Raw genomic sequence first — 21621 nt, 5'->3', positions numbered from 1 at the left:
CGGCTGCGGCGGGCGCGGCGGCCGGCGCGGCCGCCATCACCTGGGCAGCCACCGGCGCCGGCGCGACCACCGGGGTCTGGGAGAATTTGACGATGCGGACCTTGCCCTCGCCCTCGGTGATTTCGAGTTCGGCAATCCCCGAATCGGCCACCAGGTCGATCAGTGTTTTCAGCTTTCTGAGATCCATGAGAAATGATTCCTGTGAGCAGGCCCGCGCCAGCAGGCCATTCTTGATTGAAATGCGGGCGGCAGAAACAAATACGCCGTCGGTCCGCCCCGCATTCGAACAGGGAAAATCCACGACGGCCACATCTGACGTGACACCCAGGGGTCTGCTGAAAAGAGGCAGCCACAGCCTGAGCGCATCAGCCCTTAAAGCGCCTTTTTACGCTAAAGCCGTCGATTTGTCCATTAAATAGGGGGCGGAAGGGCTATCCGCCAATTAAATTGAAACTTAAAGTATCCTTGCGACCCGCGCCTGCAAATCATCCGGCTTGAGTTCACCGACGACCGTGGAGCTTTCACGCCCATGCCGATCGAACAGGACGGTAAAGGGCAGGCCGCCGCCCTTGTTGCCCAGTTCACGCATCAAGGGAATGCCCTGCGTGCCTGTGAGCAGCAAAGGATAGGACACCGACACCTTGTCCAGAAATCGCAGGACATTCGCACGGGTATCGATCGCCAGCCCCAGCACCGTCAGGTCGGGATGTTGTTGATGCAAGGATTCGAGCAGCGGCATTTCGCGCACGCAGGGCGCGCACCAACTGGCCCAGAAATTCATCACCAGGGGCCGGCCGACATAAGCGGACAAGGCCTGGCTGGCGCCGCGCAGGTCGTCAAACGAGCGGCCAAACACCGGATCAGCGGGCAGCATGGCCGCACTGACCGCCCTGCTGCCTGCGGCCAGACCCAGCAAAGCCCCCGAAGCGGTGCGCAAAAATACGCGCCTGTCCATGAAATCACCCACTGTGAAACCTGTTGCCGGACCATCATAGCATTGGGCCCTACAATACAGCCCGGAGGATACGATGCACGTACACATACTGGGAATCTGCGGCACGTTCATGGGCGGCCTGGCCCTCATCGCCCGCTCGGCGGGGCACCGGGTCACAGGCTGCGACACCGGCGTCTACCCCCCCATGAGCACGCAACTGCGCGAACAGGGCATCGATCTGGTCGAAGGCTTCGAAGCCGGCCAGATCGGGCTGGGCGCGGACCTGTACATCATCGGCAACGTCGTCAGCCGTGGCAATCCGCTGATGGAAGCCATCCTGGATCGCGGGCTGCCCTATATATCCGGTCCGCAGTGGCTGGCGGAACACATACTGCCCGGCCAACATGTGCTGGCGGTGGCCGGCACGCACGGCAAGACCACCACCAGCGCATTGCTGGCCTGGATTTTCGAACACGCCGGCCAGCCCGCGAATTTCCTGATCGGCGGGGTCGCCCCCGATCTGCAGGTTTCGGCGCGCTATCAGGCGCAATCCTCCCATTTCGTCATCGAGGCCGACGAATACGACACGGCTTTTTTCGATAAGCGATCCAAGTTCGTGCACTATCGCCCGCGCACGGTCATCTTGAACAACCTGGAATTCGATCACGCCGACATCTTCCCGGACCTGGCGGCCATCGAAACCCAATTCCACCATCTGGTGCGCACCATCCCCGCCAGCGGACGCATCATCCGTCCCGCCGCCAGCGACGCGCTGGACCGCGTGCTGGGCCGGGGCTGCTGGACACCGGTTGACACCTTCGGCCCCGGCGGGCTGTGGCAGGCCCACACGGACCCCGACGACGACCGCCGTTGCCGGATCCTGCACGATGGGCAAGCGCAGGGCTGGCTGGACTGGTCGATGGCGGGACTGCACAATCAGTCCAACGCGCTGGCCGCCGTGGCTGCCGCTCATCACGCGGGAATCCCAGTGCCGGCGGCGCTGGCGGCCCTGCATGCCTTCCAGGGAGTCCGCCGGCGGCTGGAACTGCGCGGCACGGCACAGGGGGTAGCGGTCTACGACGACTTCGCCCATCATCCCAGCGCCATTGCCACCACGATCGACGGCCTGCGACGGCGCATCGGCCCCGGCCCGCGCATCCTGGCCGTCCTGGAGCCCCGGTCGAACACGATGAAGCTGGGCGCCATGGCCGCCCGCCTGCCCGAATCCCTGGCGCAGGCAACCCGCGTGTATTGCTACGGCGAGGCCGCCGGCAAGCAGGCGCTGGGCTGGGATGCCGCGCAGGTCCTGTCGCCGCTGGGCGACCGCCTTGCCTGGACAGGCCACGACCTGTCTGGCCTGATCGAGATCTTGTGCCGCGATGCGCGGGCGGGCGATCATGTGCTCATCATGAGCAATGGCGGCTTTGGCGGCATCCACCTGAAACTGCTGGACGCGCTGGCCCGGCGCATGCCGGGCGCCGCTTCGGACCAGCCCCCCCACTGACTTTATCTACCGTTTTTATGCACGTTCTCTACGAAGACGCCGGCAAGCTCAAGGCCGAAACGATTTTCTCCGAAGCCGACACCTCGCTGCAGGTGGAGTCGGTATCGGGCAAGCGCAGCAAGATCAAGCGCAACAACGTGCTGTTCACTTTTGAACAGCCGGCGCCCGACACGCTGCTGCCCAGCGCCGAAGCGCTGGCGGCGACTCTGGAGCCGGATTTTCTCTGGGAATTCGCGCCACAAGAGGAATTCGAGGCCGCCGCCCTGGCGGAAGATTATTTCGGCCACGCGCCGGACGCCGTGGAAAAGACGGCCTTGATCCTGGCCCTGTCAGCCGCGCCGGCCTATTTCCACCGGCGCGGGCGCGGCACCTATCGTCCGGCCCCGCCCGATATCCTGCAAGCCGCCTTGGCGGCCATCGAAAAGAAACGCCTGCAGGCCGAACAGCAGCAGCAATGGACCGATGCCCTGGTCGCCGGCCAACTGCCCGAGGCCTTGCGCAGCGTCGCCCGCACGTTCCTGGACCAGCCCGACAAGAACACGCTGGAATGGAAGGCCTTCGACGCCGCCATCCAGCAATTGGGCGCCAGCCCCGAAAAACTGCTGCTGTCGCTGGGCGTGTGGCCCGACCCGCTGACCATGATGCGCGAACGCTTTCTGGCCACGCACTTCCCCAAGGGCACCGAATGGCCGCCCGTCGCCGTCGAGCCGTGGGGCGCGGAGCTGCCCCAGGCGGACGTCGAAGCCTACTCGGTGGACGACTCCAGCACCACGGAAATCGATGACGCGCTGTCGGTCACACTGCCGGACGACGACACCCTGCGCGTCGGCATCCACATCGCCGTGCCCGCCCTGGCCATCCCGCGCGGCAGCGCATTCGACGACATGGCCCGCAGCCGCATGTCCACGGTCTACATGCCGGGCGACAAGATTCCCATGCTGCCGCGCGAACTGATCGCCGCCTTTTCCCTGGACGAGGGTCAGTGGCGACCCGCCTTGTCCCTCTATGTCACGGCCCGGCGGCACGACGGCGAAATCCTGTCCACTGACACCCGGCTGGAACGCATCCGGGTCACGACCAACCTGCGCCATGACCACATCGGCGGCTCGATCACGGCGGAAGCCCTGGCCGATCCGGACGCCGAAGTCCCCTACGCCCATTGGCTGCGGCCCTTGTGGGAGTTCGCGCAGCACCTGAGCGCCGCCCGCGACCAGGCGCGAGGCAAGCCGGAAAACAACGACCGGGTGGAGTACAGTTTCGAGCTGGACGGCCCGGCCGACGACCCGGACTCGATCATCCGGCTGATCCCCCGCCAGCGCAACGCCCCGCTGGAGCGGCTGGTCGCGGAATACATGATCCTGACCAACACCCAATGGGGCGCCTTGCTGGCCCGGCACGGGGTTCCGGGCATCTACCGTTCGCAACAGATGGGGCGCACGCGCATGTCCACCCAGGCGCTGCCGCACGAATCCATCGCCGTGCCGCAATACATCTGGTCCACGTCCCCGCTGCGCCGCTATGTGGACCTGATCAACCAGGGGCAGATCCTGGCGGCCGCCGAACATGGCGTCTCGGCCCGCCTGGCCGCCCCCTTCAAGCCCAAGGACGCCGATCTGTACGCCCTGATCGGGGCCTTCGATTCGCAATACACGCTGTGGGGCGAATTCCAGTCCTCGATGGAGCGCTATTGGTGCATTCGCTGGCTGCAACAACAGGGTCTGAAGGAAGTCCGCGCACACGTCCTGCGGGAAAACCTGGTGAGGCTGGCATGCGCCCCCCTGGTGACACGCATCAATGGCCTGCCCGCTTTCGATCGCGGCCAGGAGATCATGCTGGACATTCTGGGCTACGATGATCTGGGACTGGACATCGAGTGCCGCTTGCGCGAAGCGCTCTGAACGACATGACACAACCGCAGCCCTCTTCCCTGCCGCTGCAGTTGCTGGAACCCCGCCATGAAGGCCGCAGCCGCATGGCGCTGGCCCTGTTGTTGTCCGTCTGCGCCCACGCGTTGCTGCTGCTCTGGCAAGCGGTCGCCCCACCCGCCACCTTTCACGAATCCCCGCTGGAAATCACCCTGGTCAACAGCCGCAGCGACCAGGCGCCGCTGCGGCCCCAGGCCCTGGCCCAGCAGAACCTGGACGGTGGCGGCGAACGGGATCGGGGCATGGCCGCATCGCCGCTGCCACGCACCAGCGACGGCGATGCCGACGACATCGTGCTGGCCGCCATGCGCCGCCGCCAAGCGGAACTGGAAGCCGAGCAGCGTCGCCTGCTGACGCAGCTGGAGTCCGCAGAGCAGGTGCCGCAAGCCCGACCGGCCCCCCAGATCCTGGGCCAGAGCGCAGAACCCGGCGAAGACGACCGCCAGCAGGACAGCCTGGTGCTCAGCGCCCGGATCGCTGCGCTGAAAGACCGGATCGAGCGCTATAACGCCCTGCCCCGACAGACCTTCGCCGCGCCGTCCACACAGGCCGCGGACTACGCCCAATACGTCGAGGCCTGGCGCCAGCGCATCGAACTGATCGGCACTCAACACTACCCGCCGGAAGCCCGCGGACGCATCTATGGCGACCTGCAACTGACCGTCTATATCCGCCGCAACGGGCAGTTGGACCACCTGACCTTCGATCGGCCTTCCAGTCATGCCATCCTGAACAGCGCGGCCCGGCGCATCATCGAGCTGGCGGCGCCCTTCCCCCCCCTGCCCCCGGAACTGGCCGCGCATACCGATATCCTGGCCATCACCCGCACCTGGCATTTCACACACGCGGGCCTGGATACGACCCCGCCATGAACCTGCGCCGCCTGATCACCGCAGTCGTGCTGGCGGCCCTGTGCGCCGGATTCCTGTATCAGATCGGCCTGCTGGGCATGGTGGTCTGGTTCAATTTCCGCGATCCCTCCAACACCCCGGTCATGCAAGACACTCTGTACGCCCTGCGGGCCCACGACTCCAAGGCTCGCCTGGATCATGAATGGGTGCCCTACGCGCGCATCAGCACCCACCTGAAACGCGCCGTGATCGCCTCCGAGGACTCCGGCTTCATGGAGCACGATGGCGTGGAATGGGACGCCATCCGCAAGGCCTGGAGCTATAACCAGCGCCAGGAGGCCCTGGGACGCACCCGCCGGCGCGGCGGCTCCACGATCACCCAGCAACTGGCGAAAAACCTGTTCCTGTCGAACTCGCGCAACTACCTGCGCAAGGGCCAGGAGCTCATCCTGACCTATATGATCGAAGCGGTGATGAGCAAGCGCCGTATTCTGGAACTCTATCTGAACGTGGCCCAATGGGGCGTCGCGACCTTCGGCGCCCAGGCGGCGGCCCGCCACTATTTCAAGACCGACGCAGCCCGCCTGTCGAGCGCCCAGGCAGCCCAACTGGCCGCCATGCTGCCCAATCCGGCGTATTACGACCAGCATGGTGTGACGGGATACCTGAGATCCCATGCCGCCACGGTCCGGGCCCGCATGCCGCAGGTCGCCGTCCCCTGATCCAGCTCCCGAGGGGGATCAGAGTACTATTGAGGTTTTCCCCGCAGTTCGACCCATGCGCACGGCCCGACAGTATCTCGCCCGCGAAATCTACCGCTCGACGACCGTCGTGCTGGTGGCGCTCGTGGGTCTGTTCATGTTTTTCGCCCTGATCGAGGGCCTGGACAAGGTCGGCGACCGGCTGTCCCTGCTGAACCTGTTCTACCTGCAGGCGCTGGATCTACCCAACCACCTGTACGAACTGCTGCCCATCGGCCTGCTGATCGGCGCCGTATTGGCCCTGGCCGGCCTGGCCCAACGCAATGAACTGACCATCCTGCGGGCCTCCGGCGTCAGCGGCCTGAAACTGCTGGGCACCTTGTGGCTGATCACCATCCCCCTGGTCCTGGGGGCCTACGTCCTGTCGGAATACATCACGCCCGCAGCCGAGCTGCGCGGCAGCGAATCGCGCCTGGCGCTGCTGGGGCGCACCGACGGCGGGCGCCTGTCCAGCGGCTACTGGTTCAAGGAAAGCGATGCCAGCGGCGGCACACGCATCATCAACATCCATCGCCTCGACGGCCAGGGCCGGGTGCAAGGGGTCGTCCTGTATGAATTCCGCCCGGACGACACCTTGCAGGCCTACGTCCAGGCCAAGGCCGGCCAGTTCGAACAGGGCCGGCTCAATCTGCAGGACCTGACCGAAACCCGGGTGCACCCACAGTCGGCCGGCGCCCTGGCGGATGCGCGCGTGCCCGCATCCCCTATCGCCGAGGTCGTGCACCTGGATAGTCGCAGCATCCCGACGTCCCTCAGCCCGGAACGGCTGATCGCCCGCATCCTGACACCGGAACGCATGGCGATCACCGACCTGCTGGACTATATCCAGTACCTGCGCAGCAACCACCTGCAGACCGACCGCCAGGAAGTCGCCCTGTGGCGCAAGATCGCCTACCCCTTCACGCTGCTGGTCATGATGACCATTGCCGCGCCGATCGGTTTCATGCAGACCCGCCGCGGCGGGGTCGGCCCCAAGGTCTTCCTGGGCATCATCCTGGGGGTGGGGTTCTTCATGCTGAATCAACTGGCGCTGAACGCCGGCATGCTGGGCGACTGGCCCCCCTGGGCCACAGCGCTGGTTCCCAGCCTGCTGGGGCTATGCCTGGCGCTCATCGCACTCCTGGCCATGGAACACCGCCATCCCTTGGCGCTCTGGTGGCGCCAACGGCGCCTGGAGCGCACACCCGCATGACCGACACGCAAGACGTCTGGGTCATCGGCGACGTGCAGGGCTGCGCGGGCGCTTTGCGGGGGCTGCTGACACGCCCCGAACTCTCGCGACCGGACACCGAAATCTGGTTTGCCGGCGATCTGGTCAACCGGGGGCCGGATTCCCTGGGCGCCTTGCGCCTGATCCGCGACCTGGGCGCCCAGGCCCGCACGGTCCTGGGCAACCACGACCTGCACCTGCTGGCTGTCGTCGCCGGGGTGCGCAAACAAGGCAGATCCGATACTTTTCAAGACATCCTGAACGCCCCCGACCGGGACGAGCTCATCACCTGGCTGCGCCATCGCCCGTTGATGGTGCGCGACCGCGGCCACGTCATGGTCCATGCCGGCATCCTGCCCGCCTGGACGCTGGACCAGGCCCAATCCCTGGCCCGGGAAATCGAAACCGCCTTGCGGCAGGACGACTGGCCCCAGGCGGTGCATGATCTGTATGGCGAGGAGCCTCGGCAATGGAATGACGCCCTGCGCGGGCCGGAGCGTATGCGGGTGATCGTCAACGCGCTGACGCGGATGCGGGTCTGCCATGCCGACGGCAGCATGGATTTCCACCACAAAGGCGGCCCGGACGCAGGCGCCGGCCTGCGCCCCTGGTTCGAACTGCCGGGGCGCCGCGATCCCGGCGAACCCGTCATCTTCGGGCACTGGTCCGCCCTGGGCCTGAACATCCGGCCCGACAGCATCTGCCTGGACACCGGCTGCGTCTGGGGGCGGTCCCTGACCGCCCTGCGCCTGCGCGATCATCGACTGATCCAGCAGGACTGCGCGGACTGCCGTTAAGCCTCCGAACCCGAAGAACCGGTCACGGCCCGGCGCACGGCCGTATGCGTCTGATGCGCCAGCTGGCTGCGGTCCAGATGCGCGGCGGGGCCGATCAGCGGCAGGAATTCGCACTCCACCACGACCCCCCAGGCCCCCAGCAGGAACCACAGATTGGCCGCCAGCGTCTGATCTCCGACAAAGGCCAGTTCGGGGGCGCGGCGCCCGCCCCTCAAGAACCTCAGGGCCACGGGCTGCACCGGGACGGCGGACTGCACGGCCGCTTCGAAAAGCCCCGCATGAAACGGCAGAATATCCCCGCCGTCCGTCGTGGTGCCTTCCGGGAACAAGCCCACCGAGTCGCCTTGCTGGAAACAGGCCGCCATCTGGCGTCCGGCATCTCGAACCGCCTGGCGATGGCGCCGGTCGATGAACAAGGTGCCGGCCCAGGCGACCAGCAGGCCGATCACCGGCCAGCGCCGGATATCGCTTTTAGCCACGAAAGACGTGGTGCGCACGCTGTTCAGGACGAAAATATCCACCCACGACACGTGATTGGCCACCCAGAGCACGGCCCCCTGCCGCACCGGCCGCCCCTGAACGCGCACCCGCACGCCGCACAAGACCAGCAGCCACCTGGACCAGCCGCCGACGACCGCGCGCCGCCGGGTCCGGGACAGCCAGGGGAACACCAGTAATTCCGTCAGCAGGCCCAGCAGAATCCAGGCCAGGACCAGTATCAACCGCACAAGGAACAGCAATAGCGCCACAGGCACCCCCACGCCCGGCCTGCCCGGGCAACGCCGCCCATCATACCCGCTGCCTTGCGCGCCGGTGTCCCGCCCTAACGTCGCACCGGAACCCGGGACAGGTCGCCGGCCCCGTCCGGACGGCCCGACTGCTGATCCAGATACCGCTGCAGGATGACGGCCGCCGCCATGGCGTCATCGGGGTCGTTGGACCCCAGGATATGCTGGGCTTCCAGGCTGGAGCCGCGCTCGTCGACCAATTCCACCCGCAGCCGGAAACGGCCTTCCAGCTGGTGCGCGAAGCGGCGGCTATGCCGGGAGGCCTGCTGCTCGTCTCCCGCCAGCGTCAGGGGCAGGCCCACGACCACCCGATCCGGCTGCCATTCGTCCAGCAGCGCCTGGATCCGGGCGAAGCGCTGGTCGCGCGTGGCCGCCGTCAGGATGCACAAGGGCCGGGCCTGCGCCGTCAGCGTATTACCGACGGCGACCCCGATTTTCTTCAGCCCGAAATCGAATGCCAGCAGGACTTCTTCAGGCATGACCCGCATCGCCGGTCAGCATGGACGAGCGGATGCCCAGCTGTGCCAACGCGGCGTCATAGCGCTGTTCGGCCGGCGTATCGAACAGGATTTCATGGGAAGCCAGGACATTGAGCCAGGCATTGCGGGCCAGTTCGTCCTCGAGCTGCCCCGCGCCCCACCCGGCGTAGCCCAGCGTCACCAGCAGATGGGCCGGACCGTGGCCGGCCGCGACATCCTGCAGCACGTCGCGCGACGTGGTCAGGGCAACGTCTTCGCCCAGCGGGATGCTGGAGCTGTATTCCCCCCGGGGCACGTGCAGGACGAAGCCCCGATCGGTCTGCACCGGCCCGCCGAAAAAGACCGGGGATTCCCGCACCGGGCCGATCTCCAGCGACAGCGGCAGATCGATGCGCTGCAACAAATCGCCGATGGTGAGGTCCGTGGGGCGATTGACCACCAGGCCCAGCGCCCCGTGTTCCGTATGTTCGCAGACGTAGATCACCGTATTGGCGAGGTCCCCCGCCACCATGCCCGGCATGGCCAGCAGAAACTGTCGGGACAGGTCGATACGCGAACGGGTATCGGAATCATGCGTTTCCGTCGTCATGGCAGTCCCCTGAGTCCGGCCTTTCGGCCCATGTGACTAGAGTATCAGATCTCGATCAGTTCGAAGTCTTCCTTGCGGGCGCCGCATTCCGGGCATACCCAATTGGGCGGGACGTCCTCCCACCGCGTTCCGGGCGCAATTCCGTCTTCCGGAAAACCGGCGGCCTCATCGTAGATCCAGCCGCAAATCAGACACATCCAGGTCCGCATGACAATCCCAACCTTGCAATAGGCCCGCCCGATCATCGGCAGGCCGCATCCATTAGAATGGATGCCATAGTACCTAATCCGCCGGCCGTCCCGCCGGCCAGTTGTCCGCACCCATGGCCCCGCCTCTCGTTTCCACCTTGTCCCTGCCTCTGATTTTCGGGTCTTTCGACCCCAGCGGCGCCAGTAACCTGCCGATCGACGCGGTCATCTGCGCCCGGATGGGCATGCACGCGGGTTCGGTCGCGACCGCCATCCACGTACAGGATACGACCGGCACGGAATCCATCCAGCGGCTGTCGCCCGAACTGATCGACGACCAGGCCCGCTGCCTGCTGGAAGACATGGCGATCGGCGCCCTGAAGATCGGTCCGCAATACGACCCGGAAACCATCGCCGTGCTGGCGCAGATCGCCGCCGACTACAACACCCTGCCCCTGGTGCTGCACCTGGGCACGCCGCCCTCGGTCCCCGACCTGGACGACCTGGACCCTGAAGACACGCTGGGCGCGCTCCTGGATCTGCTGGTGCCCCAGGCCCGGCTGCTGGTCGTGGACGCCACGCTGCCCGAACAATGGGCCAGCCAGGGCCTGCTGTCCGCCGCGGGGGCCGACGACCCCGTCCAGGCCCTGCTGGAGCTGGGGGCGGACCACGTACTCTGCACCAACGCCGCCCTGAGTTCCGGCTTGAACGGCTTGACGCTGCATTCCCGGGACCAGGCCGGCCGCCGCTGGCCATGGTCATCGGCGCCGGTCCGCGCCAGCGACGGCGACAGCCTGCTGGCAACCGTCCTGACCTGCCTGCTGGCGCAAGGCCTGGACCCCGCCGAAGCCGCGCAGCAGGCCGTCACCATGGCCGGCACACTGATGGCGCATCCTTTTCACCCTGGCATGGGCCAGCATATCCTGCAGCACACCACGTCATGACGAATCCCCGCTTTCCTCGCGGCCTCTACGGGGTCACGCCCGATTGGGCCGACACCGACCGCCTGCTGACCGCCATCGAACAGGCCCATGCCGGCGGCATGCAGGTACTGCAATGGCGGCGCAAACACGGCACGGACGACGAACGCCGCGCCCAGGCGGCCGCCGTGCGCGAGCTGTGCCTGCGCCTGCGTCTGCCCCTGATCATCAACGACGACTGGCGGCTGGCCGCCGACCTGGGCGCCGACGGCGCGCACCTGGGCAAGGACGATGCCGACATCGCCTCCGTCCGCCAGGCTCTGGGGCCGGACGCGCTGATCGGCAGCTCCTGCTACGACCAGCCCGAGCTGGCCCGCCGGCATCTGCAAGACGGGGTAGACTACATTGCCTTCGGCGCGCTGTATCCCTCGGCGGTCAAACCGGATGCCGTCCGCGCCACGCTGGATCATATCCGCGCAGGACGGCGGCTGGCGGATCAACACACGCCCCGCCCCGCTGTCGTGGCCATCGGCGGCATCGGGCCCGACAATGCCGCGCCTGTCATCCAGGCGGGAGCCGACAGCATCGCCGTGATCAGCGCCCTGTTCGAAGCCGCCGACGTCCGCGCCGCCGCCCGACGCTGCAGCGCGCTGTTTTCCTGATACTTGTCTACCGGAACCGATCCATGCCCCGCAATACCGAACTGTTCGAACGCGCCAGCCGCGCCATTCCCGGCGGCGTCAATTCCCCCGTGCGCGCCTTCCGGTCGGTGGGCGGCACGCCGCCGTTCATCCAGCGGGCCCAGGGTCCGTACCTATGGGACGCCGAAGGCACCCGCTACATCGACTACGTCGGATCCTGGGGGCCTGCCATCCTGGGCCATGCCGACCCGGAAGTCATCCGCGCCGTGCAGGCCGCCGCTGAAGGCGGCCTGTCCTTCGGCGCCCCGACCGAAGCCGAAATCCAGATCGCCGAAGCCATCATCGAGCGCATCCCGTCCATCGAGCAGGTGCGGCTGGTCAGTTCCGGCACCGAAGCCACCATGTCCGCCATCCGCCTGGCGCGGGGCCACACGGGCCGCCACAAGATCATCAAGTTCGAAGGCTGCTATCACGGCCATTCCGACAGCCTGCTGGTCAAGGCGGGCTCGGGCATGCTGACCTTCGGCAATCCATCCTCGGCCGGGGTGCCCCCGGAATTCGTGCAGCACACGCTGGTGCTGGACTACAACGACCTGGGCGCCGTCGAAGCCGCCTTCGCGCAGTATCCCGACGAAATCGCCTGCATCATCGTCGAACCCATGGCGGGCAACATGAACCTGGTGCGCCCCGCTCCGGGCTTCCTGGAAGGCCTGCGCGCGCTGTGCACCCGGCACGGCGCCCTGCTGATCTTCGACGAGGTCATGACCGGGCTGCGGGTCGGACCGCAAGGCATGCAGGGCCTGTCCGGCATCACGCCGGACCTGACGACCTTGGCGAAGATCATCGGCGGCGGCATGCCGGTGGGCGCCTTCGGCGGCCGCGCCGACGTCATGGCCGACATCGCCCCTCTGGGCGCGGTGTACCAGGCGGGCACGCTGTCGGGCAACCCGGTCGCCGTCGCAGCGGGGCTGGTGACGCTGCGACGCCTGGCCGAACCCGGTTTCTACGACCGGCTGCACGCGCAGACCGGCAAGCTGATCCAGGGGCTGGTGGAACGCGCGCGCCGGCATGGCGTGGCTTTCAGCGGCGATTGGCAAGGGGGACTGTTCGGAATCTATTTCCGCGAGAACGCCCCGACCAGCCTGGCGGAAGTATCCGCCTGCGACCAGGACGCCTTCCGGCGTTTCTTCCACGGCATGCTGAATGCCGGCGTGCATTTCGCGCCATCGTCTTTCGAGGCCGGTTTCGTGTCCATCACCCATGACGATGCCGTCATCCAGGCCACGCTGGACGCGGCGGACCAGGTATTTGCCGCCCTGTGAACACCTCTCCGGGGGCGCCTGTCGGCGCCCCCGATCCGCGGATTGATAAGAACTTCAAGTTTCTTGACCCAGGACAAGGACGCGCCATCCTTGGACCCCTAAACTAAGTCCGTCAATCACATTACCGTGGCCGCCCGCGCGGCCCGAAGGCGCGCCATGACCGACTATACCCACTACGCCGCCACGCAACACCCCGCCGTTGCATTGGGCATCCCGGACCTGGAAACCCGGACCACCGGCCAGGAACCCGCCGATATCCGCCTGTGGCTGCGCATGCTCAGCTGCTGCACCCTGATCGAAAACGAGGTCCGCAGCCGTCTGCGCAGCGAATTCCAGACGACCCTGCCGCGCTTTGACCTGATGTCCCAACTGACCCATGCGCCCAAGGGTCTGAAAATGAGCGAACTGTCGCGCCTGATGATGGTGACCAATGGCAACGTGACCGGCATCACGGACCAGCTCGAGAAAGACGGCCTGGTGGAACGCATGAAAGACGACGGCGACCGGCGCAGCTCCCTGATCCGCCTGACGCTGAAAGGCCGCCGTTATCATCGGCGCATGCAACGCGCCCACGAGACCTGGATCCAGTCGCTGCTGGGCGGTCTGGCCCCGACGGCCCGCAATACGCTGTTCGACCTGCTGGGCGATCTGAAGCAGGCGACCTACGCGCGGCTGCCCGCGGTCTGAAGCCGGGCCTTTCCGCGCCTGCCCGGCACCGGACGCGCCTCTCTCTCACCCACACGCCGCGATACGGCCCCGGCGCCGCCAAGCCGGCCGTCGGCCTTCATCCCAAGCACCCTCATTCGTCATAGAATGAGGGTTTGTTTTTGCCCCCTGCGCATCGCGCAGGCAACCCAGACGCACGAGCACCATGGCCATCAACCTGCACATTCCGGCGCGCGACGCCATTTTCCCGGTCCCCGGCATCCGCATCGGCACCGCCGAGGCCGGCATCCGCAAAGCCGACCGCCGCGACCTGACCGTGCTGTTGCTGGACGAAGGCGCATCGGTGGCGGGCGTCTTCACGCGCAATCGGTTTCGCGCCGCGCCCGTCCAGGTCTGCGAGGCCCACCTGGCAGCGCAGCACGGCATCCGCGCCCTGGTCATCAACACGGGCAACGCCAATGCGGGCACCGGCGCCCCGGGCCTGCAGGCCTCCCGGGACACCTGCAACGCCCTGGCGGGCGAACTGCAGGTCCGGGCCGACCAGATCCTGCCCTTTTCCACCGGCGTCATTCTGGAACCCCTGCCCGTCGACCGCCTGATCGCCGCGCTGCCGGCCGCCATCGCGGACGCGCAGCCCGACCACTGGTTCGAAGCCGCGCACAGCATCATGACGACCGACACCCAGCCCAAGATCCATTCCCGCCGGATGGACCTGGGCGGCGCGACCGTCACCATCACCGGCATCAGCAAGGGCGCCGGCATGATCCGTCCCAACATGGCCACCATGCTGGGGTTCCTGGGCACCGATGCCGGACTGGCGCCCGCGCTGCTGCAAGCGCTGACCCGCCGGATCGCCGATCAATCCTTCAACCGCATCACGGTGGACGGCGATACCTCCACCAATGATTCCTTCATCATCATCGCCACCGGCGCCAGCGGCGCCCGCATCGAATCCGAGCACGATCCGCGCTACGCGCCGCTGGCCCAGGCCCTGACCGACGCCGCTCGCGAACTGGCGCAGAAAATCGTGCGCGACGCCGAAGGCGCCACGAAGTTCATGACGATCCGCGTGGAACAGGCCGCCACCACGGACGAAGCCTTGAAGGTCGCCTACGCGATCGCCCATTCGCCCCTGGTCAAGACCGCCTTCTATGCATCCGACCCCAATCTGGGCCGGATCCTGGCGGCCATCGGCTACGCCGGCATCGACGACCTGGACGTCTCCAGGCTGACGCTGTGGCTGGGCGATGTCCAGGTCGCCACCCAAGGCGGGCGCGATCCGCACTACCGGGAAGAGGACGGCCAGCGCGTGATGGCCGAAGCCGAAATCCTGGTGCGTGTGGCCCTGGGGCGCGGCAGCGTGGCCGATACGGTGTACACCTGCGATTTTTCGCACGAATACGTCAGCATCAATGCGGATTACCGGTCCTGAATCCACACCCTCTTGATTTGCAAGACGAATTCTGCAAAAATGACGGGCTTGGCCTTGCTTTTAACAAAGCTTGGCCATTTTTGGCATCCCCGGTTTTTGGCACAGACAGGCGCTTCGCGTAGAAACGCCGCCCCGGAAACCGGGAATTTTCACAGGAAATCCCCATGTACGCGGTCATAAAAACCGGCGGCAAACAGTATCGTGTTTGCGCTGGCCAGAAACTGAAAATCGAACAGATACCGGCTGACATTGGGCAAGAAATCTCGCTGGACCAGGTGTTGTCGGTCGGCGAAGGCGAAACGCTGAAGATCGGCACGCCCTTCGTCGCTGGCGCTGCGGTCAAAGCCACTGTTCTTGCGCAAGGTCGTCACGACAAGGTCAAGATCTTCAAGATGCGTCGGCGCAAGCACTACCAAAAGCGCCAAGGTCATCGTCAGAACTACACCGAAATCCGCATCGACGCCGTTGCGGCCTGATCCTCAAGGAGCACAATCATGGCACACAAAAAGGGCGGCGGCTCAACTCGTAACGGCCGCGATTCCGAATCGAAACGACTGGGCGTGAAGGTCTACGGCGGCCAGGCGATCCTGGCTGGCGGCATCATCGTCCGCCAGCGCGGCACGCAGTTTCACCCCGGCGTGAACGTCGGCATCGGCAAGGACCACACGCTGTTTTCCCTGGTGGACGGCACCGTGCAGTTCTCGATCAAAGGCGCGCTGAACAAGCGCACCGTCTCGGTCGAAGCGGTGAACTGATCATCGCATCAAACCGGGAAAAGGCCCTGCTCTCCAGCAGGGTCTTTTTTTTCATTAGAATGTATTCATCATGAAATTCGTAGACGAAGCCACCATCGAAGTCGTCGCCGGCAAGGGCGGCAATGGCGTAGCCAGCTTCCGCCGGGAAAAATTCATCCCGATGGGCGGGCCCGATGGCGGCGACGGCGGCCGCGGCGGCTCGATCCTGGCGATCGCCGACCGCAACATCAACACCCTGATCGACTACCGCTACGCCCGCCTGCATCGGGCGAAGAACGGCGAAAACGGCAGGGGCTCGGATCAATACGGGGCCGGCGCCGCCGACATCGTCCTGCGCATGCCGGTCGGCACCGTAATCCACGACGCCGATACGGGCGAACAGCTGTTCGACCTGGACCGCCACGGCGAACAGGTCACCCTGGCGGCCGGCGGCAACGGCGGCCTGGGAAATCTGCACTTCAAGTCCAGCACCAACCGGGCGCCGCGCCAGTTCACTCCGGGGCGCGAAGGCGAACAGCGCCGTCTGCGGCTGGAACTCAAGGTCCTGGCGGATGTCGGCCTGCTGGGCATGCCCAACGCAGGGAAATCCACGCTGATCACGCGCGTCTCCAACGCCAAGCCCAAGATCGCGGATTACCCCTTCACCACGCTGCACCCGAACCTGGGGGTGGTGCGCACGTCGCCCTCGCACAGCTTCGTCATCGCCGACATCCCGGGCCTGATCGAAGGCGCGTCCGAAGGCGCCGGGCTGGGGCATCAGTTCCTGCGGCATCTCAGCCGCACGCGGGTGCTGCTGCACCTGCTGGACGTGTACTCACCCGATCCCGACATCGACGCCTGCGCCCAGGCTGTCCAGGATGCCCAGGCCATCGTGCGCGAACTCGAGCGCTACAGCCCCGAGCTGGCCGCCAAGCCGCGCTGGCTGGTGTTGAACAAACTGGATATGGTCGAAGACCCGGCCGCCATCCAGGAACGCATCTGCCGCGAGCTGAACTGGACAGGCCCGGTGTTCGGGATCTCCGCCCTGACCGGGTCGGGCGCCCAGTCACTGATGGGCGCCATCCAGTCCTGGCTGGACGAACAGCAACGCGCCGCGCATGCGCACGACGACGACCCCCGCTTCACAGGCACTGCCGGCGCGCCGGAGGCGCAACCCGGGCAGACGCCGTCCTGAACGGCGCTGCGCTAAACTCCAGAACATCCCCTGGCGAGACCCGCATCGCGGGCCTCGCCAGACAGCCCAGCCCCCATCCTTCGCCGCTCATTCCGGCATGAACCGCATGTCCACGCCCGCCCTTTCTCCCTCCGTCGCCCGGGACGCCCATCGGCTGGTCCTGAAAGTGGGCTCATCCCTGGTCACCAACGAAGGACGGGGCATCGACCTGCAGGCGGTTTCTCAATGGGCCGAACAGATCGCGGCCCTGCACGCGGCGGGGCGCCAGCTCGTTCTGGTGTCCAGCGGCGCGATTGCCGAAGGCATGGCCCGCCTGGGCTGGCCGCGGCGCCCCAAGGCCATGTCCGAACTGCAGGCGGCGGCAGCCGTCGGCCAGATGGGCCTGATCCAGGCCTACGAGGCGGCCTTCGCCCGCCACGGCATCCGCACCGCCCAGATCCTGCTGACCCACGAAGACCTGGCTGACCGGCGCCGCTACCTGAACGCCCGCAGCACCCTGGTGACGCTGCTGAACCTGGGGGTCGTGCCCATCGTCAATGAGAACGACACCGTCGTCACCGACGAAATCCGGGTGGGCGACAATGACACGCTGGGCGCCCTGGTGACCAATCTGGTGGAAGCCCGCGTGCTGGTCATCCTGACGGATCAGGCGGGCCTGTACAGCGCCGACCCGCGCAAGCATCCCGACGCACGGTTCATACACCAGGGCCAGGCAGGCGACCCCGCCCTGGAAGCCATGGCCGGCGGGTCGGGCAGCGCCATCGGCACGGGCGGCATGCTGACGAAAGTCCTGGCCGCCAGACGCGCCGCCAACAGCGGCGGGCATACCATCATCGCATCCGGGCGCGAACCCGCCGTGCTGCAGCGCCTGACGTCCGGCGAGGCCATCGGCACCGAATTGCGGGCCGTGCTGCCGGTCAGGTCCGCCCGCCAGCGCTGGATGGTGAACCATCTGCGCCTGCGCGGCCGCATCACCCTGGATGCCGGCGCCGTGCGCGCCTTGACCCAGGGCCATCGCAGCCTGCTGCCCATCGGCGTCACGGACGTGGAAGGCGATTTCGAACGCGGCGACGTGGTGGCCTGCGTCGACGAACACGGGGTGGAATGCGGCCGAGGCCTGATCAATTATTCGGCGGCCGACACCGTGCGCATCATGCGCCAGCCCAGCGCCCGCATCGCGGATATCCTGGGGCATTTGTCCGACCCCGAACTGATCCACCGCGACAACCTGGTGGTGGCGCGGGCCCGCGCTCCGCAGAGCGACGAATAATCCGCCGACACGCCGCGGACAGAAGTCGACTGGCTATCGCTGCGCCGGAATGAAGAGCGTCTCCTTGACCTCTTCCATCACCACGCAGCTTTTGGTCTGCGTCACCCCAGGCAGCCGCAACAGGATATTGCCCAGCAGATTGCGGTATTGGCCGATTTCCTTGATGCGGGCCTTGATCAGATAGTCGAATTCACCCGACACCAGATGGCATTCCAGCACTTGGGGCACGCACAGCACTTCGCGGCGGAATTCCTCGAAGGTGCGTTCCGACTTGCTGGACATGCTGATTTCCACAAAAACCAGCAGTCCCGCGTCCAGCGCGGCGGGAGACACCCGGGCATGGTAGCCTGTGATGACGCCATCACGTTCCAGGCGCCGCACCCGCTCGATGCACGGCGTCACGGTCAGGCCGACCGCATCCGCCAGTTCCGTCATGGACAGACGCCCATTTTGCTGCAGCAGATCCAGAATGCGACGATCGATCTTGTCCAGCGCATGAACGGATTCTTTTTGAATACGCATGAGGTTTCCTGAGAGAGTGGGCCGTGCCCTTCAAGGGCGCGACATCCGGCACGGACGGCAAACCGGGCGCCTGCGCAAGGGCCCGCGAAAACAGCCTGCAACAGGCAAAAAAACCAAACCGGAGCAGGGCGCGCGCCCTGCCAGCATTTTGTCCTGCTACCTATAGTTTGGCTAGACCCCACAGGCCAAAAATCATGAAAACCTTATTTTTTCATGAAAAATCACCTGAGATTATTGCCTATCATCATCAAAAATTAATCCTATCGAGGTTCGACCATGAAGGTTCTTGTTTTGGGGGCCGGCGTCGTGGGTGTCACGAGCGCCTATTACCTGGCATGCCAGGGACACGAAGTGACCGTCATCGACCGGGAATCCGGCACTGCGGAAGAAACCAGCTTCGGCAATGCGGGCCAACTGTCCTTCGGCTACTCGTCCCCCTGGGCGGCGCCCGGTATTCCCCTGAAAGCCCTGAAATGGCTGTTCACCCAGCACGCGCCGCTGACCATCCGGCCCGATGGAAGCCTGTTCCAGCTGCGCTGGATGTTCGACATGTGGCGCAACTGCACGCCGGCTCGCTACGCCGCCAACAAAGACCGCATGCTGCGCCTGTCGGCCTACAGCCGCCAGTGCCTGCATGAATTGCAGTCGGACACCGGCATCCAGTTCGAAGGCCGCCGCCAGGGCACGCTGCAGGTATTCCGCACCCAGAAACAGATGGATGACGCCCAGCGCGACGTGCAGGCCCTGAGCGACGCCGGGGTGGCCTACGAACTGATCGACGGCGACCATCTGGCGGATTACGAACCCGCCCTGCATCAGGTGCGCCACAAGCTGGCCGGCGGCCTGCGCACCCCCGATGACGAGACGGGCGATTGCCGGCTCTTCACCCACGCCCTGACCCAATTGGCCGAAGCCCGGGGCGTGCAGTTCCGGTATGGCGAAACCATCCAGGCCCTGCACCAGGCAGGCGGGCGCATCACCGGCGTGCAATGCGTGTCCGGTCTGCTGCAGGCCGACGCCTACGTGGTGGCGCTGGGTTCGTATTCCCCCCTGCTGCTGCGCGGCATCGTGGACATCCCGGTCTACCCCATGAAGGGCTATTCCATCACCGTGGACATCGCCAACCCCGAGCGGGCGCCCGTTTCCACCTTGCTGGATGAAACCTACAAGATCGCCCTGACCCGGTTCGAGCAGCGCATCCGCGTGGGCGGCATGGCCGAGGTCGTCGGCTACGACACCCACCTGGACCCGCGCCGCCAACGCACCCTGGAGATGGTCCTGAACGACCTGTTCCCGGGCAGCTACACACCCGGCGACGTGCATTTCTGGACCGGTCTGCGCCCCAAGACCCCGGACAGCACCCCTATCGTCGGGCGCACCCGGCTGGACAATCTGTTCCTGAACACCGGCCACGGCACACTGGGCTGGACCATGTCCTGCGGCAGCGGCCGCCTGATCGCCGATATTGTCTCCGGCCAGTCCACCGCCATCCGCAGCGACGATCTGGGGGTACAGCGCTATCACTAGCGGGCCCTGGCAGGCGGAGGGTTTCGCACGCCGCCGTCACAAAGCCCAGGCATAGCCGAAATCCCGCAAGGATTCGATGGGCGGGGCCGGCATGCCGGCCCCGCAGGCGCGCTGGCGCAGGCGGCTGATGATGCTGCGGCACCGGGGATCGCGAATGCGGGCCTGCTGGCGTGGTTGCCAGACCTGCAGCACTGCGGCAATCAGGTCGGCGTGGCTGGCCACATGACCCGGGGCTTCAAACAGACACAACAAGAGCGCGCGTTCCGACACGGTCAGGCGCAGCAATGCGTCTTCGTATTCCAAGGCCCATCCCAGATCCGCCAGGCGCCATGGGCCGATCCGCAGATCCGCCCCCGCCTGGCCCGGCTGCGCGAAGAGACCGGGCGGCACGGTCGCCCCGAAACGCACACGCCGATAGGCGAGCGCCATCAGCACCGACACCAGCAAGTCCGTCGGGTCTCCCGGCCGCAGCACGTAATCCACCCCGGCAGACAACAGGGCCGCTTGTTCCGGACCCACCTGCTGACCATGCCAGGCCACCAGACTCAAGCCGGGCCAGGCCAGCCGCGCGGACTGCGCCGCCCTGCAGTTGGAGGCAAGATCGGCCAGCAGCACCAGCGCCGCGGGTTCCCCCGCCCCTGGCCGCCCCGCTGCGCGGCGCAGGGCCGGGGCATCCGGAAAACTCATCACCCTGCAACCCACGGATACCAGGCTACGAAGCCAGGCGCTATCCGCCTGCGCCAGCGCCCAGACCACCTGACCGCTCATGATGCCTTCCCGGATCATTCGTCCCCCCTGTGCCCGCGTCTGCGATCATCCTCAGGATGATCCGGGCACGGCAAGTATCCTTATTCAGTCTCTTATTATTACATTAGTGATATCCAATGACCACCAACGTGTTATCCGTTTTTAGTCCAATGAGGGCGTGGAAACCTTTGGCGAACGATTGCGGCAAACCCGGATCCGGCTGGGCCTGTCACAGGCGCAGCTGGCGCACGCGTGCGGGCTGTCGCAAAGCGCCATTTCCAGCTACGAAAACGGCAGCCGGCGTTCCCCCAAGAAGCTGCTGAACCTGGCCCAGGCGCTGGGTGTGGACATCTATTGGCTGAGTCGCGGCGACGGCGCCGCCCACCCTGCCCCCCACACTCCCGCCACCATGCACGATCCCGTGTCCCCCTGGCCGTTCCCCTCCATCGAACCCCGGATATTCTGGTCGCTGAGGCCAAAAGACCGGCAAGCGGTGGAGGCGACCGTCTCGGCCCTGATCGACAGCCTGCTGTCCCCCGCCAAATACTGACCTGCCCCGGGAGCGCGCTGGCGCACACCGGGCAATCCCCTTATACTTCCCCTCTCGCAGGGGTACTCG

24 protein-coding genes and 1 pseudogene are annotated in these 21621 nt (G+C 66.2%); 17 read left to right on the top strand and 8 right to left on the bottom strand.

Going from position 1 to position 21621, the window contains the following annotated elements; genetic code table 11:
• Positions 1-187: pseudogene (locus tag WBG56_RS00555) on the bottom strand (acetyl-CoA carboxylase biotin carboxyl carrier protein); the annotation flags it as partial.
• Positions 188-454: 267 nt separating this feature from the next.
• The gene (locus tag WBG56_RS00550; RefSeq protein WP_424264614.1) at positions 455-955 is read right to left on the bottom strand and encodes a TlpA family protein disulfide reductase; all 501 of its coding nucleotides are present in this window, start codon (positions 953-955) and stop codon (positions 455-457) included.
• A gap of 73 nt (positions 956-1028) precedes the next feature.
• Between WBG56_RS00550 and mpl the strand changes: the two genes are divergently transcribed.
• Genes mpl through WBG56_RS00520 form a run of 6 tightly spaced genes read left to right on the top strand, consistent with a single transcriptional unit; the run spans position 1029 to position 7982 of the window.
• Entirely contained in the window at positions 1029-2438 is a 1410-nt protein-coding gene (gene mpl, locus WBG56_RS00545; RefSeq protein ID WP_424264613.1) for a UDP-N-acetylmuramate:L-alanyl-gamma-D-glutamyl-meso-diaminopimelate ligase, read from the top strand.
• 17 nt (positions 2439-2455) lie between these two features.
• Positions 2456-4336: a ribonuclease catalytic domain-containing protein gene (locus WBG56_RS00540; protein WP_424264612.1), complete on the top strand. Its 1881-nt coding sequence runs from the start codon at positions 2456-2458 to the stop codon at positions 4334-4336.
• A 5-nt stretch (positions 4337-4341) separates the two neighbouring features.
• On the top strand, positions 4342-5235 hold the full coding sequence (locus WBG56_RS00535; RefSeq protein WP_424264611.1) for an energy transducer TonB: 894 nt from the start codon (positions 4342-4344) through the stop codon (positions 5233-5235).
• Positions 5232-5936 (top strand): monofunctional biosynthetic peptidoglycan transglycosylase, encoded by a 705-nt coding sequence (mtgA, locus tag WBG56_RS00530; protein WP_424264610.1) that lies wholly within the window; start codon positions 5232-5234, stop codon positions 5934-5936. Before WBG56_RS00535 ends, mtgA begins: the two co-directional genes overlap by 4 nt.
• 55 nt (positions 5937-5991) lie before the next feature.
• Positions 5992-7167 (top strand): LPS export ABC transporter permease LptG, encoded by a 1176-nt coding sequence (lptG, locus tag WBG56_RS00525; protein WP_424264609.1) that lies wholly within the window; start codon positions 5992-5994, stop codon positions 7165-7167.
• Positions 7164-7982 (top strand): symmetrical bis(5'-nucleosyl)-tetraphosphatase, encoded by an 819-nt coding sequence (locus WBG56_RS00520; RefSeq protein WP_424264608.1) that lies wholly within the window; start codon positions 7164-7166, stop codon positions 7980-7982. The genes lptG and WBG56_RS00520 overlap by 4 nt, the downstream gene beginning before the upstream one ends.
• On the opposite strand, the gene WBG56_RS00515 is transcribed toward WBG56_RS00520, so the two are convergent.
• The 4 genes from WBG56_RS00515 to WBG56_RS00500 form a co-directional block, all read right to left on the bottom strand.
• Positions 7979-8731 (bottom strand): lysophospholipid acyltransferase family protein, encoded by a 753-nt coding sequence (locus WBG56_RS00515; protein ID WP_424264607.1) that lies wholly within the window; start codon positions 8729-8731, stop codon positions 7979-7981. The two genes, WBG56_RS00520 and WBG56_RS00515, sit on opposite strands and share 4 nt — an antisense overlap.
• Before the next feature lie 74 nt (positions 8732-8805).
• The gene (gene ruvX, locus WBG56_RS00510; RefSeq protein ID WP_424264606.1) at positions 8806-9249 is read right to left on the bottom strand and encodes a Holliday junction resolvase RuvX; all 444 of its coding nucleotides are present in this window, start codon (positions 9247-9249) and stop codon (positions 8806-8808) included.
• Positions 9242-9838: a YqgE/AlgH family protein gene (locus WBG56_RS00505; protein WP_424264605.1), complete on the bottom strand. Its 597-nt coding sequence runs from the start codon at positions 9836-9838 to the stop codon at positions 9242-9244. The genes ruvX and WBG56_RS00505 overlap by 8 nt, the downstream gene beginning before the upstream one ends.
• A gap of 44 nt (positions 9839-9882) precedes the next feature.
• Positions 9883-10047 carry a rubredoxin gene (locus tag WBG56_RS00500; RefSeq protein ID WP_043685094.1) on the bottom strand — a complete coding sequence of 55 codons (165 nt, stop codon included), beginning with the start codon at positions 10045-10047 and terminating at the stop codon, positions 9883-9885.
• A gap of 113 nt (positions 10048-10160) precedes the next feature.
• On the opposite strand from WBG56_RS00500, the gene thiD reads away from it, so the two are divergent.
• The 9 genes from thiD to proB all read left to right on the top strand — a co-directional run bounded on the left by thiD (position 10161) and on the right by proB (position 18206).
• Positions 10161-10970 carry a bifunctional hydroxymethylpyrimidine kinase/phosphomethylpyrimidine kinase gene (gene thiD / locus WBG56_RS00495; RefSeq protein ID WP_424264604.1) on the top strand — a complete coding sequence of 270 codons (810 nt, stop codon included), beginning with the start codon at positions 10161-10163 and terminating at the stop codon, positions 10968-10970.
• On the top strand, positions 10967-11608 hold the full coding sequence (thiE, locus tag WBG56_RS00490; RefSeq protein WP_424264603.1) for a thiamine phosphate synthase: 642 nt from the start codon (positions 10967-10969) through the stop codon (positions 11606-11608). Before thiD ends, thiE begins: the two co-directional genes overlap by 4 nt.
• Positions 11609-11631: 23 nt before the next feature.
• On the top strand, positions 11632-12909 hold the full coding sequence (gene hemL, locus WBG56_RS00485) for a glutamate-1-semialdehyde 2,1-aminomutase (protein WP_424264602.1): 1278 nt from the start codon (positions 11632-11634) through the stop codon (positions 12907-12909).
• Positions 12910-13065: 156 nt separating this feature from the next.
• Positions 13066-13596 (top strand): MarR family winged helix-turn-helix transcriptional regulator, encoded by a 531-nt coding sequence (locus WBG56_RS00480; protein WP_424264601.1) that lies wholly within the window; start codon positions 13066-13068, stop codon positions 13594-13596.
• A gap of 184 nt (positions 13597-13780) precedes the next feature.
• Positions 13781-15007 carry a bifunctional glutamate N-acetyltransferase/amino-acid acetyltransferase ArgJ gene (gene argJ, locus WBG56_RS00475; protein ID WP_424264600.1) on the top strand — a complete coding sequence of 409 codons (1227 nt, stop codon included), beginning with the start codon at positions 13781-13783 and terminating at the stop codon, positions 15005-15007.
• 164 nt (positions 15008-15171) lie between these two features.
• The gene (rplU, locus tag WBG56_RS00470; protein ID WP_424264599.1) at positions 15172-15483 is read left to right on the top strand and encodes a 50S ribosomal protein L21; all 312 of its coding nucleotides are present in this window, start codon (positions 15172-15174) and stop codon (positions 15481-15483) included.
• 18 nt (positions 15484-15501) lie between these two features.
• Positions 15502-15762, top strand: a complete 261-nt coding sequence (gene rpmA / locus WBG56_RS00465) for a 50S ribosomal protein L27 (RefSeq protein WP_298014471.1) — start codon at positions 15502-15504, stop codon at positions 15760-15762.
• Positions 15763-15832: 70 nt separating this feature from the next.
• The gene (obgE, locus tag WBG56_RS00460; RefSeq protein WP_424264598.1) at positions 15833-16936 is read left to right on the top strand and encodes a GTPase ObgE; all 1104 of its coding nucleotides are present in this window, start codon (positions 15833-15835) and stop codon (positions 16934-16936) included.
• Positions 16937-17042: 106 nt separating this feature from the next.
• Entirely contained in the window at positions 17043-18206 is a 1164-nt protein-coding gene (gene proB / locus WBG56_RS00455) for a glutamate 5-kinase (protein ID WP_424264597.1), read from the top strand.
• A gap of 33 nt (positions 18207-18239) precedes the next feature.
• Here proB and WBG56_RS00450 read toward each other — a convergent pair whose 3' ends face one another.
• Positions 18240-18728, bottom strand: coding sequence for a winged helix-turn-helix transcriptional regulator (locus WBG56_RS00450; RefSeq protein ID WP_424264596.1), 489 nt, complete (start codon positions 18726-18728; stop codon positions 18240-18242).
• Positions 18729-19004: 276 nt separating this feature from the next.
• On the opposite strand from WBG56_RS00450, the gene WBG56_RS00445 reads away from it, so the two are divergent.
• A complete protein-coding gene (locus WBG56_RS00445; RefSeq protein WP_424264595.1) occupies positions 19005-20255 on the top strand; it encodes a D-amino acid dehydrogenase in 1251 nt (416 codons plus the stop codon).
• 36 nt (positions 20256-20291) lie between these two features.
• Here the strand turns inward: WBG56_RS00445 and WBG56_RS00440 are convergent, their stop codons facing one another.
• Entirely contained in the window at positions 20292-21023 is a 732-nt protein-coding gene (locus tag WBG56_RS00440; protein ID WP_424264594.1) for a helix-turn-helix domain-containing protein, read from the bottom strand.
• A gap of 157 nt (positions 21024-21180) precedes the next feature.
• On the opposite strand from WBG56_RS00440, the gene WBG56_RS00435 reads away from it, so the two are divergent.
• Complete coding sequence (locus WBG56_RS00435) at positions 21181-21552, top strand: helix-turn-helix domain-containing protein (RefSeq protein WP_424264593.1); 372 nt, start codon at positions 21181-21183, stop codon at positions 21550-21552.
• Positions 21553-21621: the final 69 nt, after the last annotated feature.

Origin of the sequence: Castellaniella sp., from assembly GCF_049671645.1 — a bacterium.
Lineage (GTDB): Bacteria > Pseudomonadota > Gammaproteobacteria > Burkholderiales > Burkholderiaceae_B > Castellaniella.
This window is presented reverse-complemented; position numbering and strand designations above follow the sequence as displayed.

What these genes read in the sequence shown, in the direction of transcription:
- WBG56_RS00550 (WP_424264614.1), bottom strand. Translation starts at nt 955, where the DNA reads ATGGACAGGCGCGTATTTTTGCGCACCGCTTCGGGGGCTTTGCTGGGT.
- mpl (WP_424264613.1), top strand. Translation starts at nt 1,029, where the DNA reads ATGCACGTACACATACTGGGAATCTGCGGCACGTTCATGGGCGGCCTG.
- WBG56_RS00540 (WP_424264612.1), top strand. Translation starts at nt 2,456, where the DNA reads ATGCACGTTCTCTACGAAGACGCCGGCAAGCTCAAGGCCGAAACGATT.
- WBG56_RS00535 (WP_424264611.1), top strand. Translation starts at nt 4,342, where the DNA reads ATGACACAACCGCAGCCCTCTTCCCTGCCGCTGCAGTTGCTGGAACCC.
- mtgA (WP_424264610.1), top strand. Translation starts at nt 5,232, where the DNA reads ATGAACCTGCGCCGCCTGATCACCGCAGTCGTGCTGGCGGCCCTGTGC.
- lptG (WP_424264609.1), top strand. Translation starts at nt 5,992, where the DNA reads ATGCGCACGGCCCGACAGTATCTCGCCCGCGAAATCTACCGCTCGACG.
- WBG56_RS00520 (WP_424264608.1), top strand. Translation starts at nt 7,164, where the DNA reads ATGACCGACACGCAAGACGTCTGGGTCATCGGCGACGTGCAGGGCTGC.
- ruvX (WP_424264606.1), bottom strand. Translation starts at nt 9,249, where the DNA reads ATGCCTGAAGAAGTCCTGCTGGCATTCGATTTCGGGCTGAAGAAAATC.
- WBG56_RS00505 (WP_424264605.1), bottom strand. Translation starts at nt 9,838, where the DNA reads ATGACGACGGAAACGCATGATTCCGATACCCGTTCGCGTATCGACCTG.
- WBG56_RS00500 (WP_043685094.1), bottom strand. Translation starts at nt 10,047, where the DNA reads ATGCGGACCTGGATGTGTCTGATTTGCGGCTGGATCTACGATGAGGCC.
- thiD (WP_424264604.1), top strand. Translation starts at nt 10,161, where the DNA reads ATGGCCCCGCCTCTCGTTTCCACCTTGTCCCTGCCTCTGATTTTCGGG.
- thiE (WP_424264603.1), top strand. Translation starts at nt 10,967, where the DNA reads ATGACGAATCCCCGCTTTCCTCGCGGCCTCTACGGGGTCACGCCCGAT.
- hemL (WP_424264602.1), top strand. Translation starts at nt 11,632, where the DNA reads ATGCCCCGCAATACCGAACTGTTCGAACGCGCCAGCCGCGCCATTCCC.
- WBG56_RS00480 (WP_424264601.1), top strand. Translation starts at nt 13,066, where the DNA reads ATGACCGACTATACCCACTACGCCGCCACGCAACACCCCGCCGTTGCA.
- argJ (WP_424264600.1), top strand. Translation starts at nt 13,781, where the DNA reads ATGGCCATCAACCTGCACATTCCGGCGCGCGACGCCATTTTCCCGGTC.
- rplU (WP_424264599.1), top strand. Translation starts at nt 15,172, where the DNA reads ATGTACGCGGTCATAAAAACCGGCGGCAAACAGTATCGTGTTTGCGCT.
- rpmA (WP_298014471.1), top strand. Translation starts at nt 15,502, where the DNA reads ATGGCACACAAAAAGGGCGGCGGCTCAACTCGTAACGGCCGCGATTCC.
- obgE (WP_424264598.1), top strand. Translation starts at nt 15,833, where the DNA reads ATGAAATTCGTAGACGAAGCCACCATCGAAGTCGTCGCCGGCAAGGGC.
- proB (WP_424264597.1), top strand. Translation starts at nt 17,043, where the DNA reads ATGTCCACGCCCGCCCTTTCTCCCTCCGTCGCCCGGGACGCCCATCGG.
- WBG56_RS00450 (WP_424264596.1), bottom strand. Translation starts at nt 18,728, where the DNA reads ATGCGTATTCAAAAAGAATCCGTTCATGCGCTGGACAAGATCGATCGT.
- WBG56_RS00445 (WP_424264595.1), top strand. Translation starts at nt 19,005, where the DNA reads ATGAAGGTTCTTGTTTTGGGGGCCGGCGTCGTGGGTGTCACGAGCGCC.
- WBG56_RS00440 (WP_424264594.1), bottom strand. Translation starts at nt 21,023, where the DNA reads ATGAGCGGTCAGGTGGTCTGGGCGCTGGCGCAGGCGGATAGCGCCTGG.